This is a genomic window from Fodinicola acaciae, assembly GCF_010993745.1.
Lineage (GTDB): Bacteria > Actinomycetota > Actinomycetes > Mycobacteriales > HKI-0501 > Fodinicola > Fodinicola acaciae.
On sequence record NZ_WOTN01000002.1, the window covers coordinates 1,749,492 to 1,766,480 of the forward strand.

The window sequence follows — 16,989 nt, forward strand, 5'->3', positions numbered from 1 at the left end:
ACGTTCCGCCGTTGTGCTCATTAATCAAAGGGAGAAGAATGAGATTTGGTCGTGCAGCCGTGGCTGTTGCCGCCGCGGCCCTCATGTTGCCGCAACCCGCAAGCGCGTACGCTGCCGGGAAACATGACCCCGTCATGGCTCAGCCAGGTGTGGACGCCCGGCCAGGGTGGGCGCTGGCAGCGGCGGACCAGGGCCAGACAGACCAAAGCCAGCCGGTCGACGCGCGGGTTTATCTGGCAGGCCGCGACGAGGCGGGGCTGACGAGATTCGTCAACCAGGTGTCCGACCCGGCGAGCCCCGGGTTTGGCAGGTATCTGTCGCCGGCTGGGTTCGCTGACAGGTTTGGTCCAACCGCAACTCAGGTTGCCGATGTGACGTCGTGGTTGCGAGGCGCTGGACTGGCGGTCACCGGTGGCGATCGGCATTACCTCGCCGTACGCGGCTCGGTGGCACAAGCCGAGCGGGCTTTTGGCGTCTCCTTTCACAATTACCGGCATGCCGGCAAGCTCTACCGGGCGCCGGCCGCTCCGCTGGCCATTCCCGCGGCGGTCCGGCCCGCGGTGCTGGCGGTGACCGGGCTGGACGATGCCCCACATGTGGCGAAGCCGACGAGCGACTCACCGCCGATCTCGCCGGTGCGGATGCTCGCCGACCCGTGTTCGAAGTACACCGGTGAAAAACTGGCGACGACCGAGCCACCGGCCTTCGGTCGTACGCAGCCGTGGACCAACTGCGGATACACCCCGCAGCAGATGCGTTCGATGTATGGGCTGGACAGACTGCCGCAGACCGGCGCCGGGGTCACGGTGGCGATCATGGATGCGTACGCCTCCTCGACGATCACCTCTGACGTGACCGAATACTCCCGCCATTACGGCATCGCCGACTTCGCTCCCGGCCAGTTCGTACAAAACCTCCCGTCCAAACCTTTCAGCGGGATCGACCATTGCGGTGACTGGAACCGGGAGGAAACGCTGGACGTCGACATCGTGCACGACCTGGCGCCGGCTGCCAAGATCCAGTACGTGTCGGCGGCGTCCTGCTCGGACGAGGACCTGCGGGACGCGTTGAGCCGGATCGTCGACGGTCATCTGGCTGACCTGATCAGCAACTCCTGGACCAACGGCCTGGAGTCCGCCGAACCGGCACCGGACCGGACGGCCTACGAGGCCGTCTTCAAACAGGCGGCCGCCGAGGGAATCGGGGTCTATTTCGCCACCGGTGACTGCGGCTACCTGAACAATGCCTGTGACGGCAACGGCGGCACCCAGGGCGCGAGCTTTCCGGCGAGCGATCCGTTCGTGACGGCCGTCGGGGGCACCACCACCGCTCTCGGGCCGACCGGCCGGCCGTTGTGGCAGACGAGTTGGGGGACCAACTTCTCCTCACTGACCGCGGACCATCAGGGCTGGACCCCGGCGCCGGGCACGGGATATCCGGCCAGTTTCGACGCGGGCAGCGGCGGAGGGGTCAGCACGTTGTACGGCCAGCCCGCCTACCAGCAGGCAACGGTGCCGGCGGCCCTGGCACGGGCTCTGCCCAACGGACAGACCGCCGCCACGCCGATGCGAGTGGTGCCCGACGTGTCGGCCGACGGGGACAACCACACCGGGCTTCTCATCGGGCAAACCCAGCGATTCGTCGACGGCACCGCCAAGTACTTCGAAAACCGGATGGGCGGAACCAGCCTGGCATGTCCGCTGTTCGTGGCCATCCAGGCGCTCGCGCAGCAAGCCGGCGGCGGCCACCCACTCGGGTTTGCCAATCCGCAGCTCTACGCCAGGCACGCGACGCCGGCCTTCGACGACATCACCGACACACCATTCGGCCCGAACTATCACTTCGCCGCGGTCGTCAACAACTACACCAACCCACAGGACCCGACCAGCCCGACGCGCGTCACCCTGTCCAGTTTCGGCTCGGACGGCCCGCTGCACGCTGTTTCAGGCTACGACGACGCCACCGGAATCGGCGCTCCCAGCCCTGGCTACGTCAGGTCGTACCAAAAATAGGGTCGCTTGTCGTTTCGGCACATCGAGTGTGGGCAAATCCCGCGCAAGGCCGATTTTACCGGGATTTGCGCACACTCGACGCCCTGCCGGATTCGACTTTCCCGCGCGCTGGGTCTGCGGCGATGTCAAGGAACCAACGTCGGCGACGACTATCTCGCAGCGACCACAGCTGAGCGTGACGACAGATGGAGCGGGACATTTGAACGGGCTTGAGAAGTTGCTGGACCGGTACGTCGCCGAGCAGGCGTTTCCCGGAGCGGTGGCCCTGGTGGCACGCGGCGACCGGACTGAGGTGGCGGCGGTGGGATCGGTCGACGTCGACGGCAGCGCGCCGATGCGGCCGGACTCGATCTTCCGGGTCGCCTCGATCACCAAGACGGTCGTGGCGGCCGCGGTCATGATGCTCGTCGAGGACGGCCGGCTCACGCTGGAGGACACCGTCGAAGCCTGGCTGCCGGAAATCGCGCGGCCGCGCGTCGTACGCACGCCACAGAGCCCGATCGACGACGTTGTGCCTGCTCGCCGCGCGATCACCGTCGACGACCTGCTGACCTCACGGGCCGGCTACGGGTGGCCGTCGGACTTCACCTATCCAGCCGTGCAGGCCTTGTTCCCCGTCCAGCGGGACGGCCGGCAACCGCGGACCTACCCTACGGCGGACGAGTGGATGGCCGAGTTGGCCGGTGTCCCGGCGCTCCACCAGCCCGGCGAGGCGTGGCTGTACGACACCTGCTCGACGCTGCAAGGTGTGCTGATCTCCCGGGTCACCGGTCAGTCGCTGGCGGACTTTCTGGCGGAGCGGCTGTTCGAGCCGCTGGCCATGGCCGACACCGGCTTCCACGTGCCCGCGACCAAACGCGACCGGATGACCAGCTACTACCAGCCCGACGCCACCGGTCGCCCGCGGCTGGCCGACGGCCCCGACGGCCAGTGGAGCACTCCGCCGGCGTTCCCGCTCGGCCACGGCGGGCTCGTGTCGACCGCGACCGACTGGGCCGCCTTCACCAGGATGCTGGTGGCCGGTGGCGAGCGGTTGCTGTCCGCGGAGTCCGTACGCCAACTGACGACCGACCACCTCAGCGCCGGTCAACGGGAAGGCGGCAGGTTGTTCCTGGACGGGCAGGGGTGGGGCTTCGGCGGCTCGGTCGACGTCGACGCCGCCGAACCATGGCGGATCCCCGGCCGCTATGGCTGGGTCGGCGGCACCGGCACCTGCGCCCACGTCATCCCGTCGACCGGGACGACCGCCGTGCTGCTCACCCAGCGCGGCGCCGTCAGCCCCGACGCGACACCCAGCTGGCTGACCGACTTCTGGACGTACGCCGCTCGTTTCCCGGCCACCGACTGAAGATCATCCAGGCAGCCGTGCGGCACGGGAGCGGAGGTGACGTTGGTGGGCCAGGCTCGTCGTACGTCGTGCGGCAACTTCGTAAAGCTCTCGCGCTCTCGCATGGTCTCCGGTCATCTCGGCCAGGTGTGCGCGAGCGGCGTAAAGCCGGTGGTCATCGGTCAGTCGCTGGTCGAGCTCGAGCCGGTCCAACAACTCGATCCCCGCCTCCGCGCCACGTGACATCGCCATCGCGACAGCATGGTTGAGTCTGACCACCGGGTTGTCGGAGAGACGCATCAGGACCTCGTAGAGGGCCGCAATCTGGGCCCAGTCGGTCTTCTCGGCGGCCGGCGCCTGGTCATGGAGCGCGGCGATCGCGGCCTGGATCTGGTACGGCCCGACATCACCTCGCGGCAGCGTCGCCTCCAGCAGCGCGGTGCCTTCGGCGATCTGGTCGGGCCGCCAGAGACCGCGGTCCTGGTCGGCCATCGGGATCAGCGTCCCGTCTGGTCCGACGCGGGCCGGGCGGCGCGCGTCGGTGAGCAGCATCAGCGCGAGCAGCCCGGCCACCTCGGCGTCCTCGGGCAGCAGGCGGTGAACCAGGCGAGTCAGCCGGATCGCCTCAGCCACCAGATCCGTACGGTCCGCGGGGTCGGACAGCTCGCGATATCCCTCGGTGAAAATCAGGTAGAGCACGTGCAGGACCGAGGAGAGCCGCTCGCCGCGCTCGTCGGGTGTCGGCGGCCGGAACGGGATGCCACTGGCCCTGATGCTCTGTTTGGCCCGGCTGATCCGCCTGGTCATGGTCGCTTCCGGGACCAGGAAAGCGCGCGCGATCTGGCGTGTGTCCAGTCCGGCGACCGCTCGCAGCGTGAGCGCGATCTGCGATGCCGGCGACAATGACGGGTGGCAACAGAGAAACAGAAGGACGAGCGTGTCGTCCGACTCACGCGCCGTACGGTCGGCCGGCGGTGACAACCACTGCTCCGGCGGTGTCCACCTCGCGACTCGGTCCTCGCGCCGCCGGCGAGCCTGCTCGCTCCTCAGCAGATCGGTCAACTGACGGGACGCCACCGTGATCAGCCAACTCCGCGGACTGTCGGGTACGCCGTCGGACGGCCATCTGGTGGCGGCGGCCAGGAGTGCTTCCTGCACCGCCTCCTCGGCGAGATCGAAGTGTCCATAGCGGCGCACGAGCGCGCCGAGGACCTGCGGCGCGAGCGTACGCAGCAGGTCCTCGGTGGGATTTCTCGGTGACATCGACGGGAGCCTCGGTCCGATCAGATTTCCGGCTCTGGCGGCCCATCCAGCGGACGTACGTCCACATACCACTCGTGCTGCAGCGCCGTGCCGGCCGGATGCGGCGTCCGCGCCAGGCGCGCGGCGATCTCGGTCGCGCGGTCGAAGCTGTCGGTCTCCACGATCGTGTATCCGGCGAGCACTTCCTCGGTTTCCGCGTATGGGCCGTCGGTCACCACCGGCGCTCCCTCGCGGAGACTGACACGCCGGGCATGCACCGGCGCGCTCAGGCCGCGGCCGTCGACGAACTCCCCTGACTCGACCAGCTCGTTGTTCCATTTCCCCATGAACTCGTGCAGCGCGGCGACATCCTCCGCCGACCAGGCAACGCCATCGCCGGCCTTTCCGGTCAACATGTCGTAATCCCGCTGTGAACCAAACAGCATGATGATGTATTTCATCGGATCCGCTCCTCTCGCTGGCGCCACCGTAGCGCCACATACATGACGACGGAGCCGCCCCGGCCAACCGGACATCGACCGAACGTGGATTTTGTGTCCGATGAACTGGCGCGGCTTCGACGTCCCAGGTGGATGACTCACGCCGTACGACGTCACGAGAGGACACGATCATGCATGTAATGACGCGAACGCTGCTCCGCAACCGCCTCACCGGGCGAGCATCGGTCATCGCCACGGGGCTGCGGCTCGCCACCGTCCTGATCATGGTTCCGGCCGCGCTCGCCAAGCTCGCGGATCTGCACACCGCCGCGCTGGGACTCGCACGGTTTGGCTATCCGGAGACACCGCTGCTGCCGCTTGCCCTCGCAATCCTGGAGCTCCTCGCCGCGGTCGCGCTCCTGCTGGGTGTCCTCACCCGGCCGGCAGCGCTCGGGCTTGCCATCGTCATGGTCGGCGCGACCATCGCCAACCTGCTGTTCTGGCCTGCGGTCGCACCACTCACCATCGGTATCCTGGCCGGCATGGTCTACCTGCTGTGGGCCGGTCCGGGAGCACTCGCCGTGGACAACTACCTTTCCGGCAAATACGAAGAGGATTAGGGGATCCATATTGTGGACGCGGAGTCCGTTTCGCGTGCGACAGCAGCGGCGGCGGCACTGGCCAGAGAGCTGAGTCTGCGCGTCGACGACATAGTCGTGGTGCACAATTCCAACAAGCTCGCTCTGCGCCTGCTGCCGTGTGATGTCTTCGCGCGAGTAGCCGTGGTGGGGCAGGAGGTGGCTGGGCTTGAGGTCGAGCTGGCTTTGCGACTGGCCGAAACCGGCAGCCCCGTCGCGGCATTGGAGCCGCGGGTCGAGCCGCGGGTCCACGAACGCGACGGCTTCGCGGTGACGTTGTGGACCTGGTACGACGTCGTGGCGCCTGAGCCGGACTCACCAGGCGCGTACGCGGACGTGCTCCACCGCCTGCACGTCGGCATGCGACGCGTACAGCTCGCGACCCCGCACTTCCTGGACCGCGTCGCCGAGGCTGAACGGCTGGTCACGCACCGAGAAAACAGCCCGGCGCTTCCTGACTCCGACCGACATCTCCTGCTCACTACGCTGCGCGACGCTCGTGACCGGATCAACGGCCGCGGCGCCGTCGAACAGCTGCTGCACGGCGAGCCACATCCCGGCAATCTCCTCAGCACCCGAAACGGTCCGCTGTTCATCGACTTCGAAACGTGCTGCCGCGGGCCCGTCGAGTTCGATGTCGCGCACACGCCAGAGGAGGTCAGCGCACGCTATCCAGACCTCGACCAGGGTCTGCTCACGCAGTGCCGGCGACTCGTGCTGGCGATGGTCGCGGCCTGGCGCTGGGACATCGGAGACGAATTCCCCGATGGACACCAGCACGGCCGCGACATCCTGTCCCTGCTCCGCCAGGGCCCGCCGTGGCCCGCGCTCGGCGCTCTCGTCAGCCGGACATGACCTGTTCGCGCAGGATGTCGGCGTGCCCGCAGTGATGCGCCAGCTCGCGAAGGACCTGCAACCAGACCCAGCGCAGCGTACGAGGTCCGGCGCGATGGCCGGTCACCACGGTGTCCAACGGCAGCTCGGCGACCACCGCTCTGGCCGTCGCGCACGCCGCCCGGTGGGCCGCCGTGACGGATGCGATGGTGTCCTCGTCGGTGAGCCGGAACGACTCTTCCGGGCTCCGTGCCAGGCCAAGCTCACGCCGGTCGGCGCCGCGGACACATTCCTCGAACCACACCCGCTGCATCCAGGTGACGTGCTTGAGCAGCCCGAGCAGCGTGGTGGCCGACGGGACGAGCCGGCGGCGGGCCTGCTCGTCGGTGAGGCCGCCGAGGTTCGCCTCCATCGCGGTCCGGTAGTCCTCGACGAGCGCCTCGAGCTGGGTGCGTTCGTCGTCCAGCGACACATCGAAGAAACTCACCAGAGCTTCCTACCACGCCAACTATGTCTGTCCTTGGATCGCTTGCGGGAAATCGAAGAACTGGTGCGGGTCGTACGCCTTCTTGATCGCGGTCAGCCGGCGGAGGTTGCCGGCGTGATATGCGGTGGTCGCGTTTTCCAGGGCCGGATCAGGAAAGTTGGGGTAGACGCGGCCTGACCCGTCGGCGTGAGCGGTCGTCCACGACTCGTCGACCCAGGGGTCTGCCGGCTCGGCGATGTGTTCGACCATGAATCGCTCGCCTCGGTGTGCGTAGGCGGTGGCGTCCTCGGCGACCCGGTTGTAGCTGCCGCCGAGCGCGGTGAAGGCGATCTCCCGTCGACCGCTGGTCGTCGCGAGGCGGCTCAGCAGCGATGCGACGGTGGCACCGGCCATCGGCCGCGAGAACAGCTCGGACCTTGACCGTACGAGCCGCACTCGGGGGTCGGCGAGGCTGTTCTTCAGCTGGTGGAAAGGCAGCCCAGCGCGCAGGTCGAAGCTGGCCGGCACTCCGGCCTGACCGGCGAGCTCACGCAGGAGGGCACGGGTCGGCGCCTCCGCCAGCGTGGCGGCGCCGAAAACCGTGGCCTGGACGGCGGCGCCGGGCTCGGCCACCAACGACAGGTTGACGGTGAGGTCGTCCGGCGCGTCCGGAGCCCAGGCCTGCCAGGCCGAGACCAGCTGCTCGGTCGCTGGCCAGCTCGCCTGGATCCTGGTGGTCGTCGGCTCCGGCACGGTGTCCAAGCGCAGCGACGTGACCACGCCAAACTGGCCACCGCCGGCACCACGAAGGCCCCAGAACAGCTCCGGATCGCGGTCGCGGTCGCGGTCGCAGTCGAGGACGCTGCCGTCGGCGACTACGACCCGAGCGCCGACGAGGCGGTCGCAGGTCAGGCCGTGCTTGCGTCCGAGCAGACCGAGCCCGCCGCCGAGCGTGAGCCCGGCGATGCCGACGGTCGCGCCACAGCCGGCCGGCAGTGTCCGGCCGTGAGCGTGCAGCGCGGCGTACACCTGGCCGAGATTCGCGCCGGCGCCGACCGTCGCGACACCGTCGCCGGCCACGCTGATCCGGTCGAGGCCGGACATGTCCAGCACGATCCCGTCCGTCGACGAGCGGCCGGCGAAACAGTGGCCGCCGCCGCGAGGGACGATCCGGACACCGGCGGCTCGCGCGTACGCGATGGCCTCCACGACGTCCGAGACCGAGCGGCAGCGGACCACCAGTCGCGGCCGTACGTGCCAGAAGGTGGGGTTGACCGGCCGGCGGACCGCCTCGTACCCAGCCGACTCCGGACCGAAGACGTCACCGTCCATGGTTCACGCCGGGAGACCGTCGCCGGGGAAGCCGTGGCAGGGGTGCACGTCGCAGTGCATCATCCCGGCCTGTACGCACGGGTCGGCGGCCATGATCTGGGCGGCCTGCTCGGCTGGCACGGTCATGATCGCGACGCCGGCCACTGTGTCGGAGGCGACCGGGCACAGGACGGCGATCACTCCGTCAGCGCGCAGAGACACCATGCGGCGCTGGTGTTGGCGTTCGATCTCGTCGGCGCCGTCCATGGTCCGACCCGGGCTCCAATGAAGCAGTGCCAGGCTGAAGGATTTCGCGGTCGCGGCCAGCGCCTGGACCTGTTCGTCGGTCACGGTCGTACTCATGTTTTCTCCTGTTTCTGGACGATTCGGCTGGTGAGATCAGTGTCTGACCGTGTAGTGCAGATGCAGGACACGGTCGCCTTGCACCACCTGATCGGGATCGTCCAGCAACACCGTGCCAGTGTGGCTGCCGAAGAAACGTACGCCTTCGCCCAGGACCACCGGCACGACATCCATGGCGACCTCGTCGAGCAACCCCGCCGAGAACGCCTGTCCGCCGACGTCACCGGCGGTCACGCAGACCAGGCCGTCGCCGGCGAGCCGCTTGGCGAGCGCGACACCCGCCTCGACCGAGTCGGCGGTGTGGAACGGCGCGTCGGGGTGGTCGGCGAGCCATTGCTCGGGCAGCGGCCGGTGGGTGACGACGACCAGCTCGTCGGCGGATGCCGGCTTGCCGTCCCAGCCGTTGGTGGTGTCGAACAGGTGCCGGCCGATCACCACGACCTTGACCGCGTCCCAGAACGGCTGCACGAATGCGGACGACGTCTTCGAGACGTTGAACGTCCAACCGCTCTTTCCGGCGGACAACACGCTGTCGCCGTTGAAATACCAGTCGAACAGCGGTCCGACGCTGTCGTCGGGGTAGGCGATGTAGCCGTCCACCGACACGACCGCTTGAATGACAACCCTGGCCATCTCGGTCTCAGTCCTCTCAGTTGACCTCACCGTCTTGCTTGCCACAGGCTGCCACGGCACCGCCGCCAGGCACCTCGTCAGAATTGACGATTTCCCACCCCGGGCGAGACGGCCCGACCTCGTTGCCACGGCACGAGAGCAGGACGTTCTCCGCTGTCCTCGTCAGGTTGGGGACTCGTACGCCGTCGAGTCCGTCAGCGGCCGGAGGTCGAACGCCTGGCCCTGAGCGCGCGGTAGAGCAGGAAGCCACCCGCGGCGAAGCCGATGCACATCCACACGACATCGCGCCAGCCAGCGTCGGAGTGACCGCCACCGAAGTCAGAGATCGCGAATACGGCGAACAACAGGCCGGCGATCAGTCCGACGGCGGCGTACATTCCGTTGCGCATAGGTCCTCCTCAGATCACCACGGATCGATGGTTTGACCGCTGTCTTCGCCCGGGCGGTCGCCGGGCCGTCATGATCCGACTTCGGTCAGTGGCATGGCCAGCTGTTTTCGACACAGCGAAAAGGCACCCGTGGCTGAGGCGAGGAACAAGCTCTGTGTGCCCGGTGATCTGGCGGCGAATCTCTGGCGGCTTCGAGCATAGGACTCGTGTGCACCGGTTTGGTGGGTGTCGATTTCGTCGAGGCTGAAGTGACTTGACGGTGCGGATTTGAGACAGCTCCGTATTCGAATTGCTCCGCTGGGATCGCGTGATGGTGATCGAGAGAAGTTGGTGTCGTTGACGCGGCCGTCGACCGCGCCGGCGGGGTTGGCGCAGCGAGCCGCCGCGGAAGGCGATCGTGCTCTGCGTTGATGAGAAGGCCGCGAGCTGCACCTCGAGCCGAGCGTTCATGTGGACGAAACCACCGACCAAATCCTGGTGAAGGCTGCCCGTAAAACAACTTCAAACACGCACCACTAGTGCCGGTGCGTCCTCGTAGTCGAAAATCGATGTGACGCGGAAGTTGTCGTCTTTCTCGCACGGTTCGGGATTCGATACTCCAAAACGCGGCAGGTGTGCCCGCCTCTTCAAGAATCGATAGGTTTCCGTGCCGCCGTCCCCAGGTCGCGCCTGACGTCTGCGGCCATGGCGAGGGTGCGTTCGGCACCCAAGGAGATGCGATCGGTAAGTCGAACCGCACCAGCGCTCGACACGCCAACCAAGCAATGAGCCTCATGCTGGCAATACTCAGCATCAGGTGGCCAACTTAACTTAGTGGCATTGCAATGTGGTGCGCTCTGGTGTGCCGGACTGGGCGGGTGCATCCGGGCCGGGTGCAGCCTTTGTCGCGGGCGATCAACGCTTTCCGCAACTCTGGACCGGCGAGGCGCTCCTTGCGGCCCACGTCCAGCGGTACGCCTTCGGAGTTGAGGATGACCGGAATGATGTCGGCGTCGCAGGCCAAGCGGCGGGCGGTTTCGGGGCTGATGGTGCGGTAGAGGTCGAGCCACCCTGTGCCGGCTCGGCCTCGTGCGGAATGGTCAGCACCACGGCGGTGACCGTGGCCGCGGCGGTGACCGCCACGCCGGCGACCAGGCCGGCGACAAGCCTCCTGCGGTGCGGTTTGGCTGACCGTACTGAATGTTGGTCATCATCGACTCCCGGATTGCTCGGTGTCGGTCCCCGGGAATCTCCTGCGGGAAAGCCGGGAACGCGCGGTGCTCACCGCGCGCGACCTGCTCCGCGCCGTCGAGCCGAGTCACCACCTCGTCCGCCGGATCCGGCACCACGCCACCGGCCGGCAGCCGCGCCAGCGCACCGTCATATCGCCGCGCGACGCGACGTACGTTGCGGCAGACGTTGGTGGCAATCCCCAACAGCCACGGCTGCAACGACGCGTCGACGCTGCTGTCGATCCGCTCACGCAGCCGCCAGGCCTCCAGGAACGTCAGCGAAACCGCGTCCTCGGTGGTCGACCAGCTGCCGACCAACCGAAAGGCGTGGTCGTACACGACCTTGGCGTATGCGTCGAACAGCTCTCTGAACGCCGCCGGCTCACCAGAGCGAAGCCGTGTCCGCATCGTCCGCATCGTCATGCCCACACTTTGTCGTTGTCCACCGGCCGCGCAGGATCTCGGTGATCTGAGTCACAGGGGAGCCGTGGACCTACAGGCCGAGGTGCGTGGCGAGGCGGTCGAGATGGAAGTCGGCGTCGCCGAAGCTGAGTGCGGCGGCGGTGGCGTGGCCGAGATAGCGGTGCAGATTGTGTTCGGCGGTGAACCCGATGGCGCCGTGCACCTGGTGGCCGAGCGCGCAGATCCGCTCGTACGCGTCGCTGACGACGGCCTTCGCGGTGCTGACCTCGATGGTGGCGTCGGACCCGGTGCCGAGCCGCCACGCGGCCTCGTACGCGGCGAAGCGGGCGCCGAGCAGATCGATCGCCATGTTGGCGCAGTGATGTTGCACGGCCTGGAAAGCGCCGATCGGCCGGCCGAACTGGCGGCGCTGTCCGGCATATTCCACGGTCAGATCCAACACGGCCTGCGCGCCGCCGACCATCTCCGCGCAGGTGAGCACCGTGGCATACGCCATCGCGGTGTCCACTGTGGACCGCCCTGACAGGAATCGCTGCTGTCCAACGGAAACCGCGCCGAAGGTCACCGCGTGGACCGGCTCGTTGCCGACCACGTCGAGGCGTTCGAAGGTGATCCCCGGCGTGTCGCCGTCGACGAGCGCGGCCGACGCGCCGGTGATCACCAGCAGATCGGCGGCCTCCTGAGCGAACGGTACGAACGGCACGCGGCCGTCGATGGCATGGTCGGGTGTCGCGACGAGGTCTGATCCGACAGCGTACGCGATCGTCCGGCCGTCGGCGACCGCTGGCAGCCACTGCTGTTTCTGTTGCTCCGTGCCAAAGGCGGCGATGGTCGACGCACCGGCGACGGTCGGCGCGAACGGTGTCGCGACCCCGGCCCTGCCGAGCTCTTCAGCGACCAGGCACACGTCGAGAAGGTCCGAGCCGACGCCGCCGTATGCCTCCGGGACGGCCAGTCCGGTCCAGCCGAGCTCGACGATTTCCTTCCACAGCTCGGATCCGCCGGCGCCGGAGCGCCTGGCCAGGAAGTCTCGTGCGGTGGCCTGGACGAGCTGCTGGTCCTCGGTCAGCGTGAGGTCCACTACGCGTCCACCGGGATCTTGTCGGAGCGGACCCACACGCCGGGTTTTTCCTCCCAGAACAGCTGAATGAGCACGCCACCGGTCTGCTTCGGGTGTACGAACGTGTGTTTCCAGGCAGCGCCGTCTGTGACGCCTTCCTCATCGTCGAACGGCTCGATGCCATGCTGCGCCAGCGCGGCGCGCGCCGCGTCCCAGTCGGCCACCTGGAACGTCACGTGGTGCACGGACGTCCCGTTCTTGGCCAGGAAACGGTCGATGAACGAGTCCTCGCCCCGGGGCATGATGATCTCCCAGCACACCGAGGATCCGGGAATGTTCAGCACCAGGTCCGCCATGTCCGGCAGCTCGTCGATCGGCGTCTTCCAGATCGGCAGGAAGCCGGCCAGGTCCGCATACCACTGCGCGAGCGCCTCGCGGTCGGGGTAGGCCTGGCAGATGTGGTCCATGGTGACGATCCCGACCGCCGGACCGTCCACAGTGGACTCGGCGACCGGCTCGGCGTTCTCGTCGCCGGCCAGCGCCAGGCTTCCGGTGCCACGCAGCCGAAACCGTACGCCGGGACCGTGGTCCGGCGGGGTCAGCGACGCCTCGATCCAGCCGTGCCCGGAGTCCACATAGGACAGTCCGCGCTTGTCCAGCTCGGCGCGCGCGGCGTCCAGGTCCGGGACCTCGGCGCCGACGTGGTGGAAACCCGGCCGGCCCTTCTGCTGGTCCAATGTGGACTGCAAAGGCGAGTCCGCGCCGGACGGCGAGATCACGACCCAGTCCTGGCCCCAGCTGCCGGGCACGGCCAGCCGTACGCCTTTGACGCCCTGCTCGGGATTGTCCCAGCCACGCGTCGGGCGAAACCCGAAGACGTTGCGCAGCAAGGAAACCTGACCGTCCAGATCGGCGGTCAGCTGTGCGACGTGGTCGATCCGGTAGATCCGCATCTGCTGACTCCTTCAGCTCAGGACGGGTGGGGTTCGATCCAGTCGTAGCCGCTCTGCACGAGCTCCTTGACCAGCCGCAGGTTGTAACGGTTCATCGCGGCGATCCGGTTGGCCAGCTCCTCGACGCGAGCGTCGAACTCGTCGGCGGCATAAACGTCGTTGACCAGGCCAAACTGCAGCGCGCGTGCCGCGTCGAGTCGTACGCCGGTGAACAGCATCTCCATGGCGCGTGCCTTGCCGATCCGCTGCGGCAGCCGCTTGACCCCGCCCCAGCCCGGCGCCGACCCGCCAAACTCCGGCTGGTCCGGATCCTCCTTGCCGTCCATGAACTTCGGCTGGTAAGGCGGACGCGCGGAGAGGGTGATCTCCACCAACCCCATCTTCGCGTTTTCGTGCGCGACAATGAAGTCGGCGCCGAGGGCCAGCTCAAGGCCGCCGCCGACGGCGTATCCGTGCACCGCGGCGAAAACCGGCACGGACATCCGCGCCATCATCGCGAACGTCTTCTCGCCGAGGCGGCCCTGCTCGATCCGGTCCTTCTTGGTCAGCCCCTCCGACCAGTCCAGATCCATGCCGGCGCAGAAGGCCCGCTCGCCGGCGCCTTTGAGCACCGCTACGCAGATGTCCTCGTCGTCGTCGATCTCGGTGAACGCCTGCCGCAGCTCCCGCATGGTGCCGGGAGTCAGCGCGTTCAGCTTGTCCGGCCGGTTCAGCGTCAGCCAGGCAACCCGGTCTTTCACCTGTACGTCAAGGGTCTCGCTCATGTCTCTCCTATTCCCTCGGAAGACCAAGGCCACGGGTGGCGATCACGTTGCGTTGGATTTCCGTCGTGCCACCAAGGAACGTGGCCGCGACGGCGTCCGCGCGCAGATGTGCGTACGTGGCGTGCAACGGCGCGTCTTTGCGTTGCCGCAGCAGCGAAAACTGGCCGAAGGCGGACGCACCGGTGCGCGCCAGCCGCTGCAACAACTCGGCGCCGTACAGCTGGTTCACCGAAGCCTCGTAGCCGGGGACACCACCGGCCGCCTGCACGGAAACCGTGTATCTGGCCAAGTTGTACGCGACCCGGATCTCGGCATAGCGACGGGCGATCTCGTGCCGCAGCGCGCCACGGTCGGCGCGTACGAACCGCTGGCCTTCCGCGGATCGCAGATATGTCACCAAATCAGCGAGCGCCTGCTCCATCTTCACGCACGCGCCGATTCCCGCGCGCTCAAACGAAAGCGCGTCCATCGCCACGTACCAACCTTTGTTCTCCGCGCCGACGCGGTTGGCCATCGGCACGCGTACGTCGTCGAGGAAAATCTCGGCAAACGGTGCCGCGCCGCGGATGTCGGTGATCGGCCGTACGGTCACACCCGGTGTTTTCGCGTCCAGCAACAGAAAGGTGATGCCTCGGTGCTTCTTCGCGTCCGGGTCGGTGCGGACGAGCAGAAAGAGCCAGTCGGCATACTGCCCCAGCGAGGTCCAGACCTTCTGGCCGCTCACCACGTAATGGTCGCCGTCGGCAACCGCGCGCGTACGCAGGCTTGCGAGGTCGGATCCGGCGCCAGGCTCGGAAAATCCCTGGGCCCAGGTCGCCTCGCCGCGCGCGATCCTCGGCAGATGCTCGGCTTTCTGCTCGTCGGTGCCGTGCGCCAGCAGCGTCGGTCCGAGCAGGAAGGCGCCGATGCCGTTCACGGTCGGCACCCGCGCGCGCATCATTTCTTCCTGCAGTACGAATTCAAGCAGCGGGGACAGGCCGGCGCCGCCGTACTCCCGCGGCCAGTGCGGCGCGATCCATCCCTTGTCCGCCAACGCTTTTGCCCACTGCCGCGCGCCGTCGCGGCGCGCCGGATCGTCGCAAACCCGGTCGACCGGCCAGTTGTAGCCCCAGACGTCCTCCGGCTCCATCGAGTGCTCGTCCTCGTGGTCGGGGAGATAACCGGCGGGGAAGTGGTCACCGATGAACGCGCGCACCTCCTGCCGGAACTCCGCCTCCCGTGGCGAGTCCTCCCAGTTCATGCCGTCCTCTCCGCGCCCTGCGCCGCGTCGCGATCCCAGGTCGACGCGGTGAGGCCGTGGTCACCGCGCTCCTTCAGCTTGTATTTGGCGACCTTGTCCGTCGCCGTCCTCGGCAACGCGTCCACGAACTCGACGTACCTCGGCACCATGAACCGCGGCAGCCGCTCCTCGCAGAAGGCGACCAGGTCCTCGTGCTCCAGCGTGGTCCCCGGTCGCAGGACGACGGTCAGCTTGACGTCCTCGTCCTCCAGTTCCGACGGCACGCCGGTCGCCGCGCACTCGATCACGTCCGGATGCAGGTTGACCTCGCACTCCACGTCGAAGGCGGAGATGTTCTCGCCGCGGCGCCGGATCGCGTCCTTCATCCGGTCGAGGAAGAAGTAGTAGCCGTCCTCGTCCCGATAGCCGCGGTCGCCGGTGTGATACCAGAGGTTGCGGAACGCCTCCGCGGTCGCCTCCGGAGCGCCGTAGTAACCGGTGGTGATCACGAACGGCTGCTTGGGACGTACGACGATCTCGCCCGGCTCGCCCGGACCGAGCAGGCGGTCCTGCTCGTCCACCACGCCGACCTCAAAGCGCCGCTCGTTTGGCGTGCCGCACGACCCGAGCCGCCATTCGCCGTACGGACTGCCCGTGACGATGCCGGCCTCGGTGCTGGTGTACGTCTCCGCCGACCGTACGCCGAACCGCTCCGTCAGCGGCGCGTCCAGGACCGACTTCCCCATGTAGAACGTCTCGAGCGGATGCTGTTTGTCCAGCGGGGTTTCCGGTCTGTTCAACAGGATCGGGATCATCGAGAACACGCTCATGCAGACCTTCGCGTCGAACGCGCGTACGTCGTCCCAGAACCGCGACGCGTGGAACCGGTCGGCCACCGCGATCGCGCCGCCGCCGAGCATCGCCGAGAAGACGCCGTCCCACAGGCCGGCCGCGTGGAACAGCGGCAGCGGACAGTAGATCGTCTTGCCCCACCGGTCGAGATAGTCGAGTGAGTCGATCGCGCAGGTCAACGCGAGCGCGTGCGAGCACATCGCGCCTTTGGAGGGACCGGTCGTGCCGGATGTGTACATGATCGCCTGCAGGTCGGAGAACGCCACAGCCCGGCGTACCGGCTCGGCGCCGTGCGCGAGCAGCTCGGAGAACGGCAGCGTCGGCTTGCCGACCGGACGATCGAGGTCACCGCGTACGATCACCCGGCCGAGGCCAGGCAGGCGGTGCGTGAGCGGCGTGACGCGCTCGGCGTACGCGGCGTCGACGACCAGCGTGGAGGAGTCGGAGCTGGCCAGTACGTGTGCCAGCATCTCGCCTCGGTGCGCGGTGTTCACCGGCACGGCGACGGCGCCGAGCCGGGACAACGCGAAGATCGTGAACAGGAAGTCGGTGCTGTTGGGCAGCATGACCGCGACGTGCTGACCGGTGCCGACGCCGTGCGCGGCCAGACCGTTGGCCACCCGGTCGGTCATCGCGTCGACCTCGGCGTAGCTGAGCTCGCCGTCGTGGAACTTGAGGAACACCTCGCGACGGTGTGTCGTCGCACGTCGCCGGAGCACGTCGCCGACGACCAGACTCTCCAGTCCCTCCTCGCGCATGCACACCTCCGTACGGCCTCCCGGCGGCCTTCGAAGCGGGTCAGGTGTCATCCATCCGACCACGAGTGCACCCCCCGTGGCCATCCAGAAGCCC

The 16,989-nt window shown here is 67.8% G+C and carries 17 protein-coding genes and 1 pseudogene; 4 read left to right on the plus strand and 14 right to left on the minus strand.

Translation table 11 applies throughout. The annotated features are described in order from the left end of the window. Positions 1–134 precede the first annotated feature (134 nt). The gene (locus tag GNX95_RS23390; RefSeq protein ID WP_222853837.1) at positions 135–2,012 is read left to right on the plus strand and encodes a S53 family peptidase; all 1,878 of its coding nucleotides are present in this window, start codon (positions 135–137) and stop codon (positions 2,010–2,012) included. Between the two features lie 199 nt (positions 2,013–2,211). Beyond that, positions 2,212–3,360, plus strand: coding sequence for a serine hydrolase domain-containing protein (locus tag GNX95_RS23395; RefSeq protein WP_163509523.1), 1,149 nt, complete (start codon positions 2,212–2,214; stop codon positions 3,358–3,360). Positions 3,361–3,363: 3 nt separating this feature from the next. Here GNX95_RS23395 and GNX95_RS23400 read toward each other — a convergent pair whose 3' ends face one another. Then, positions 3,364–4,602, minus strand: coding sequence for an RNA polymerase sigma factor (locus tag GNX95_RS23400; protein WP_163509524.1), 1,239 nt, complete (start codon positions 4,600–4,602; stop codon positions 3,364–3,366). 20 nt (positions 4,603–4,622) lie between these two features. After that, positions 4,623–5,042 (minus strand): YciI family protein, encoded by a 420-nt coding sequence (locus tag GNX95_RS23405; RefSeq protein ID WP_163509525.1) that lies wholly within the window; start codon positions 5,040–5,042, stop codon positions 4,623–4,625. A gap of 179 nt (positions 5,043–5,221) precedes the next feature. On the opposite strand from GNX95_RS23405, the gene GNX95_RS23410 reads away from it, so the two are divergent. After that, positions 5,222–5,641 (plus strand): DoxX family protein, encoded by a 420-nt coding sequence (locus tag GNX95_RS23410; protein WP_163509526.1) that lies wholly within the window; start codon positions 5,222–5,224, stop codon positions 5,639–5,641. Between the two features lie 12 nt (positions 5,642–5,653). Next, positions 5,654–6,514, plus strand: a complete 861-nt coding sequence (locus GNX95_RS23415; RefSeq protein ID WP_163509527.1) for a phosphotransferase — start codon at positions 5,654–5,656, stop codon at positions 6,512–6,514. Here the strand turns inward: GNX95_RS23415 and GNX95_RS23420 are convergent. From GNX95_RS23420 to GNX95_RS23475, 12 genes and pseudogenes are all read right to left on the minus strand, one after another. Beyond that, a complete protein-coding gene (locus GNX95_RS23420; RefSeq protein WP_163509528.1) occupies positions 6,501–6,980 on the minus strand; it encodes a DinB family protein in 480 nt (159 codons plus the stop codon). The genes GNX95_RS23415 and GNX95_RS23420 overlap by 14 nt on opposite strands. A 21-nt stretch (positions 6,981–7,001) precedes the next feature. Continuing rightward, a complete protein-coding gene (locus tag GNX95_RS23425; protein ID WP_163509529.1) occupies positions 7,002–8,291 on the minus strand; it encodes an FAD-binding oxidoreductase in 1,290 nt (429 codons plus the stop codon). A gap of 3 nt (positions 8,292–8,294) precedes the next feature. Beyond that, positions 8,295–8,633, minus strand: coding sequence for a YciI family protein (locus GNX95_RS23430; RefSeq protein ID WP_163509530.1), 339 nt, complete (start codon positions 8,631–8,633; stop codon positions 8,295–8,297). A gap of 36 nt (positions 8,634–8,669) precedes the next feature. Further along, positions 8,670–9,266, minus strand: coding sequence for a dihydrofolate reductase family protein (locus tag GNX95_RS23435; RefSeq protein ID WP_163509531.1), 597 nt, complete (start codon positions 9,264–9,266; stop codon positions 8,670–8,672). Positions 9,267–9,460: 194 nt separating this feature from the next. Further along, a complete protein-coding gene (locus tag GNX95_RS23440; RefSeq protein ID WP_163509532.1) occupies positions 9,461–9,655 on the minus strand; it encodes a hypothetical protein in 195 nt (64 codons plus the stop codon). A gap of 805 nt (positions 9,656–10,460) precedes the next feature. Further along, positions 10,461–10,694: pseudogene (locus tag GNX95_RS44375) on the minus strand (DUF222 domain-containing protein); the annotation flags it as partial. Positions 10,695–10,734: 40 nt separating this feature from the next. Beyond that, on the minus strand, positions 10,735–11,274 hold the full coding sequence (locus GNX95_RS23450; RefSeq protein ID WP_163509533.1) for an RNA polymerase sigma factor: 540 nt from the start codon (positions 11,272–11,274) through the stop codon (positions 10,735–10,737). Between the two features lie 85 nt (positions 11,275–11,359). Continuing rightward, positions 11,360–12,370 (minus strand): acyl-CoA dehydrogenase family protein, encoded by a 1,011-nt coding sequence (locus GNX95_RS23455; RefSeq protein WP_163509534.1) that lies wholly within the window; start codon positions 12,368–12,370, stop codon positions 11,360–11,362. Continuing rightward, positions 12,370–13,302, minus strand: coding sequence for a VOC family protein (locus GNX95_RS23460; RefSeq protein WP_163509535.1), 933 nt, complete (start codon positions 13,300–13,302; stop codon positions 12,370–12,372). Before GNX95_RS23460 ends, GNX95_RS23455 begins: the two co-directional genes overlap by 1 nt. A 17-nt stretch (positions 13,303–13,319) precedes the next feature. Then, complete coding sequence (locus tag GNX95_RS23465; RefSeq protein ID WP_163509536.1) at positions 13,320–14,066, minus strand: enoyl-CoA hydratase/isomerase family protein; 747 nt, start codon at positions 14,064–14,066, stop codon at positions 13,320–13,322. A 7-nt stretch (positions 14,067–14,073) separates the two neighbouring features. Further along, positions 14,074–15,306 carry an acyl-CoA dehydrogenase family protein gene (locus tag GNX95_RS23470; RefSeq protein ID WP_163509537.1) on the minus strand — a complete coding sequence of 411 codons (1,233 nt, stop codon included), beginning with the start codon at positions 15,304–15,306 and terminating at the stop codon, positions 14,074–14,076. Next, a complete protein-coding gene (locus tag GNX95_RS23475) occupies positions 15,303–16,895 on the minus strand; it encodes an AMP-binding protein (protein WP_163509538.1) in 1,593 nt (530 codons plus the stop codon). Before GNX95_RS23475 ends, GNX95_RS23470 begins: the two co-directional genes overlap by 4 nt. Positions 16,896–16,989: the final 94 nt, after the last annotated feature.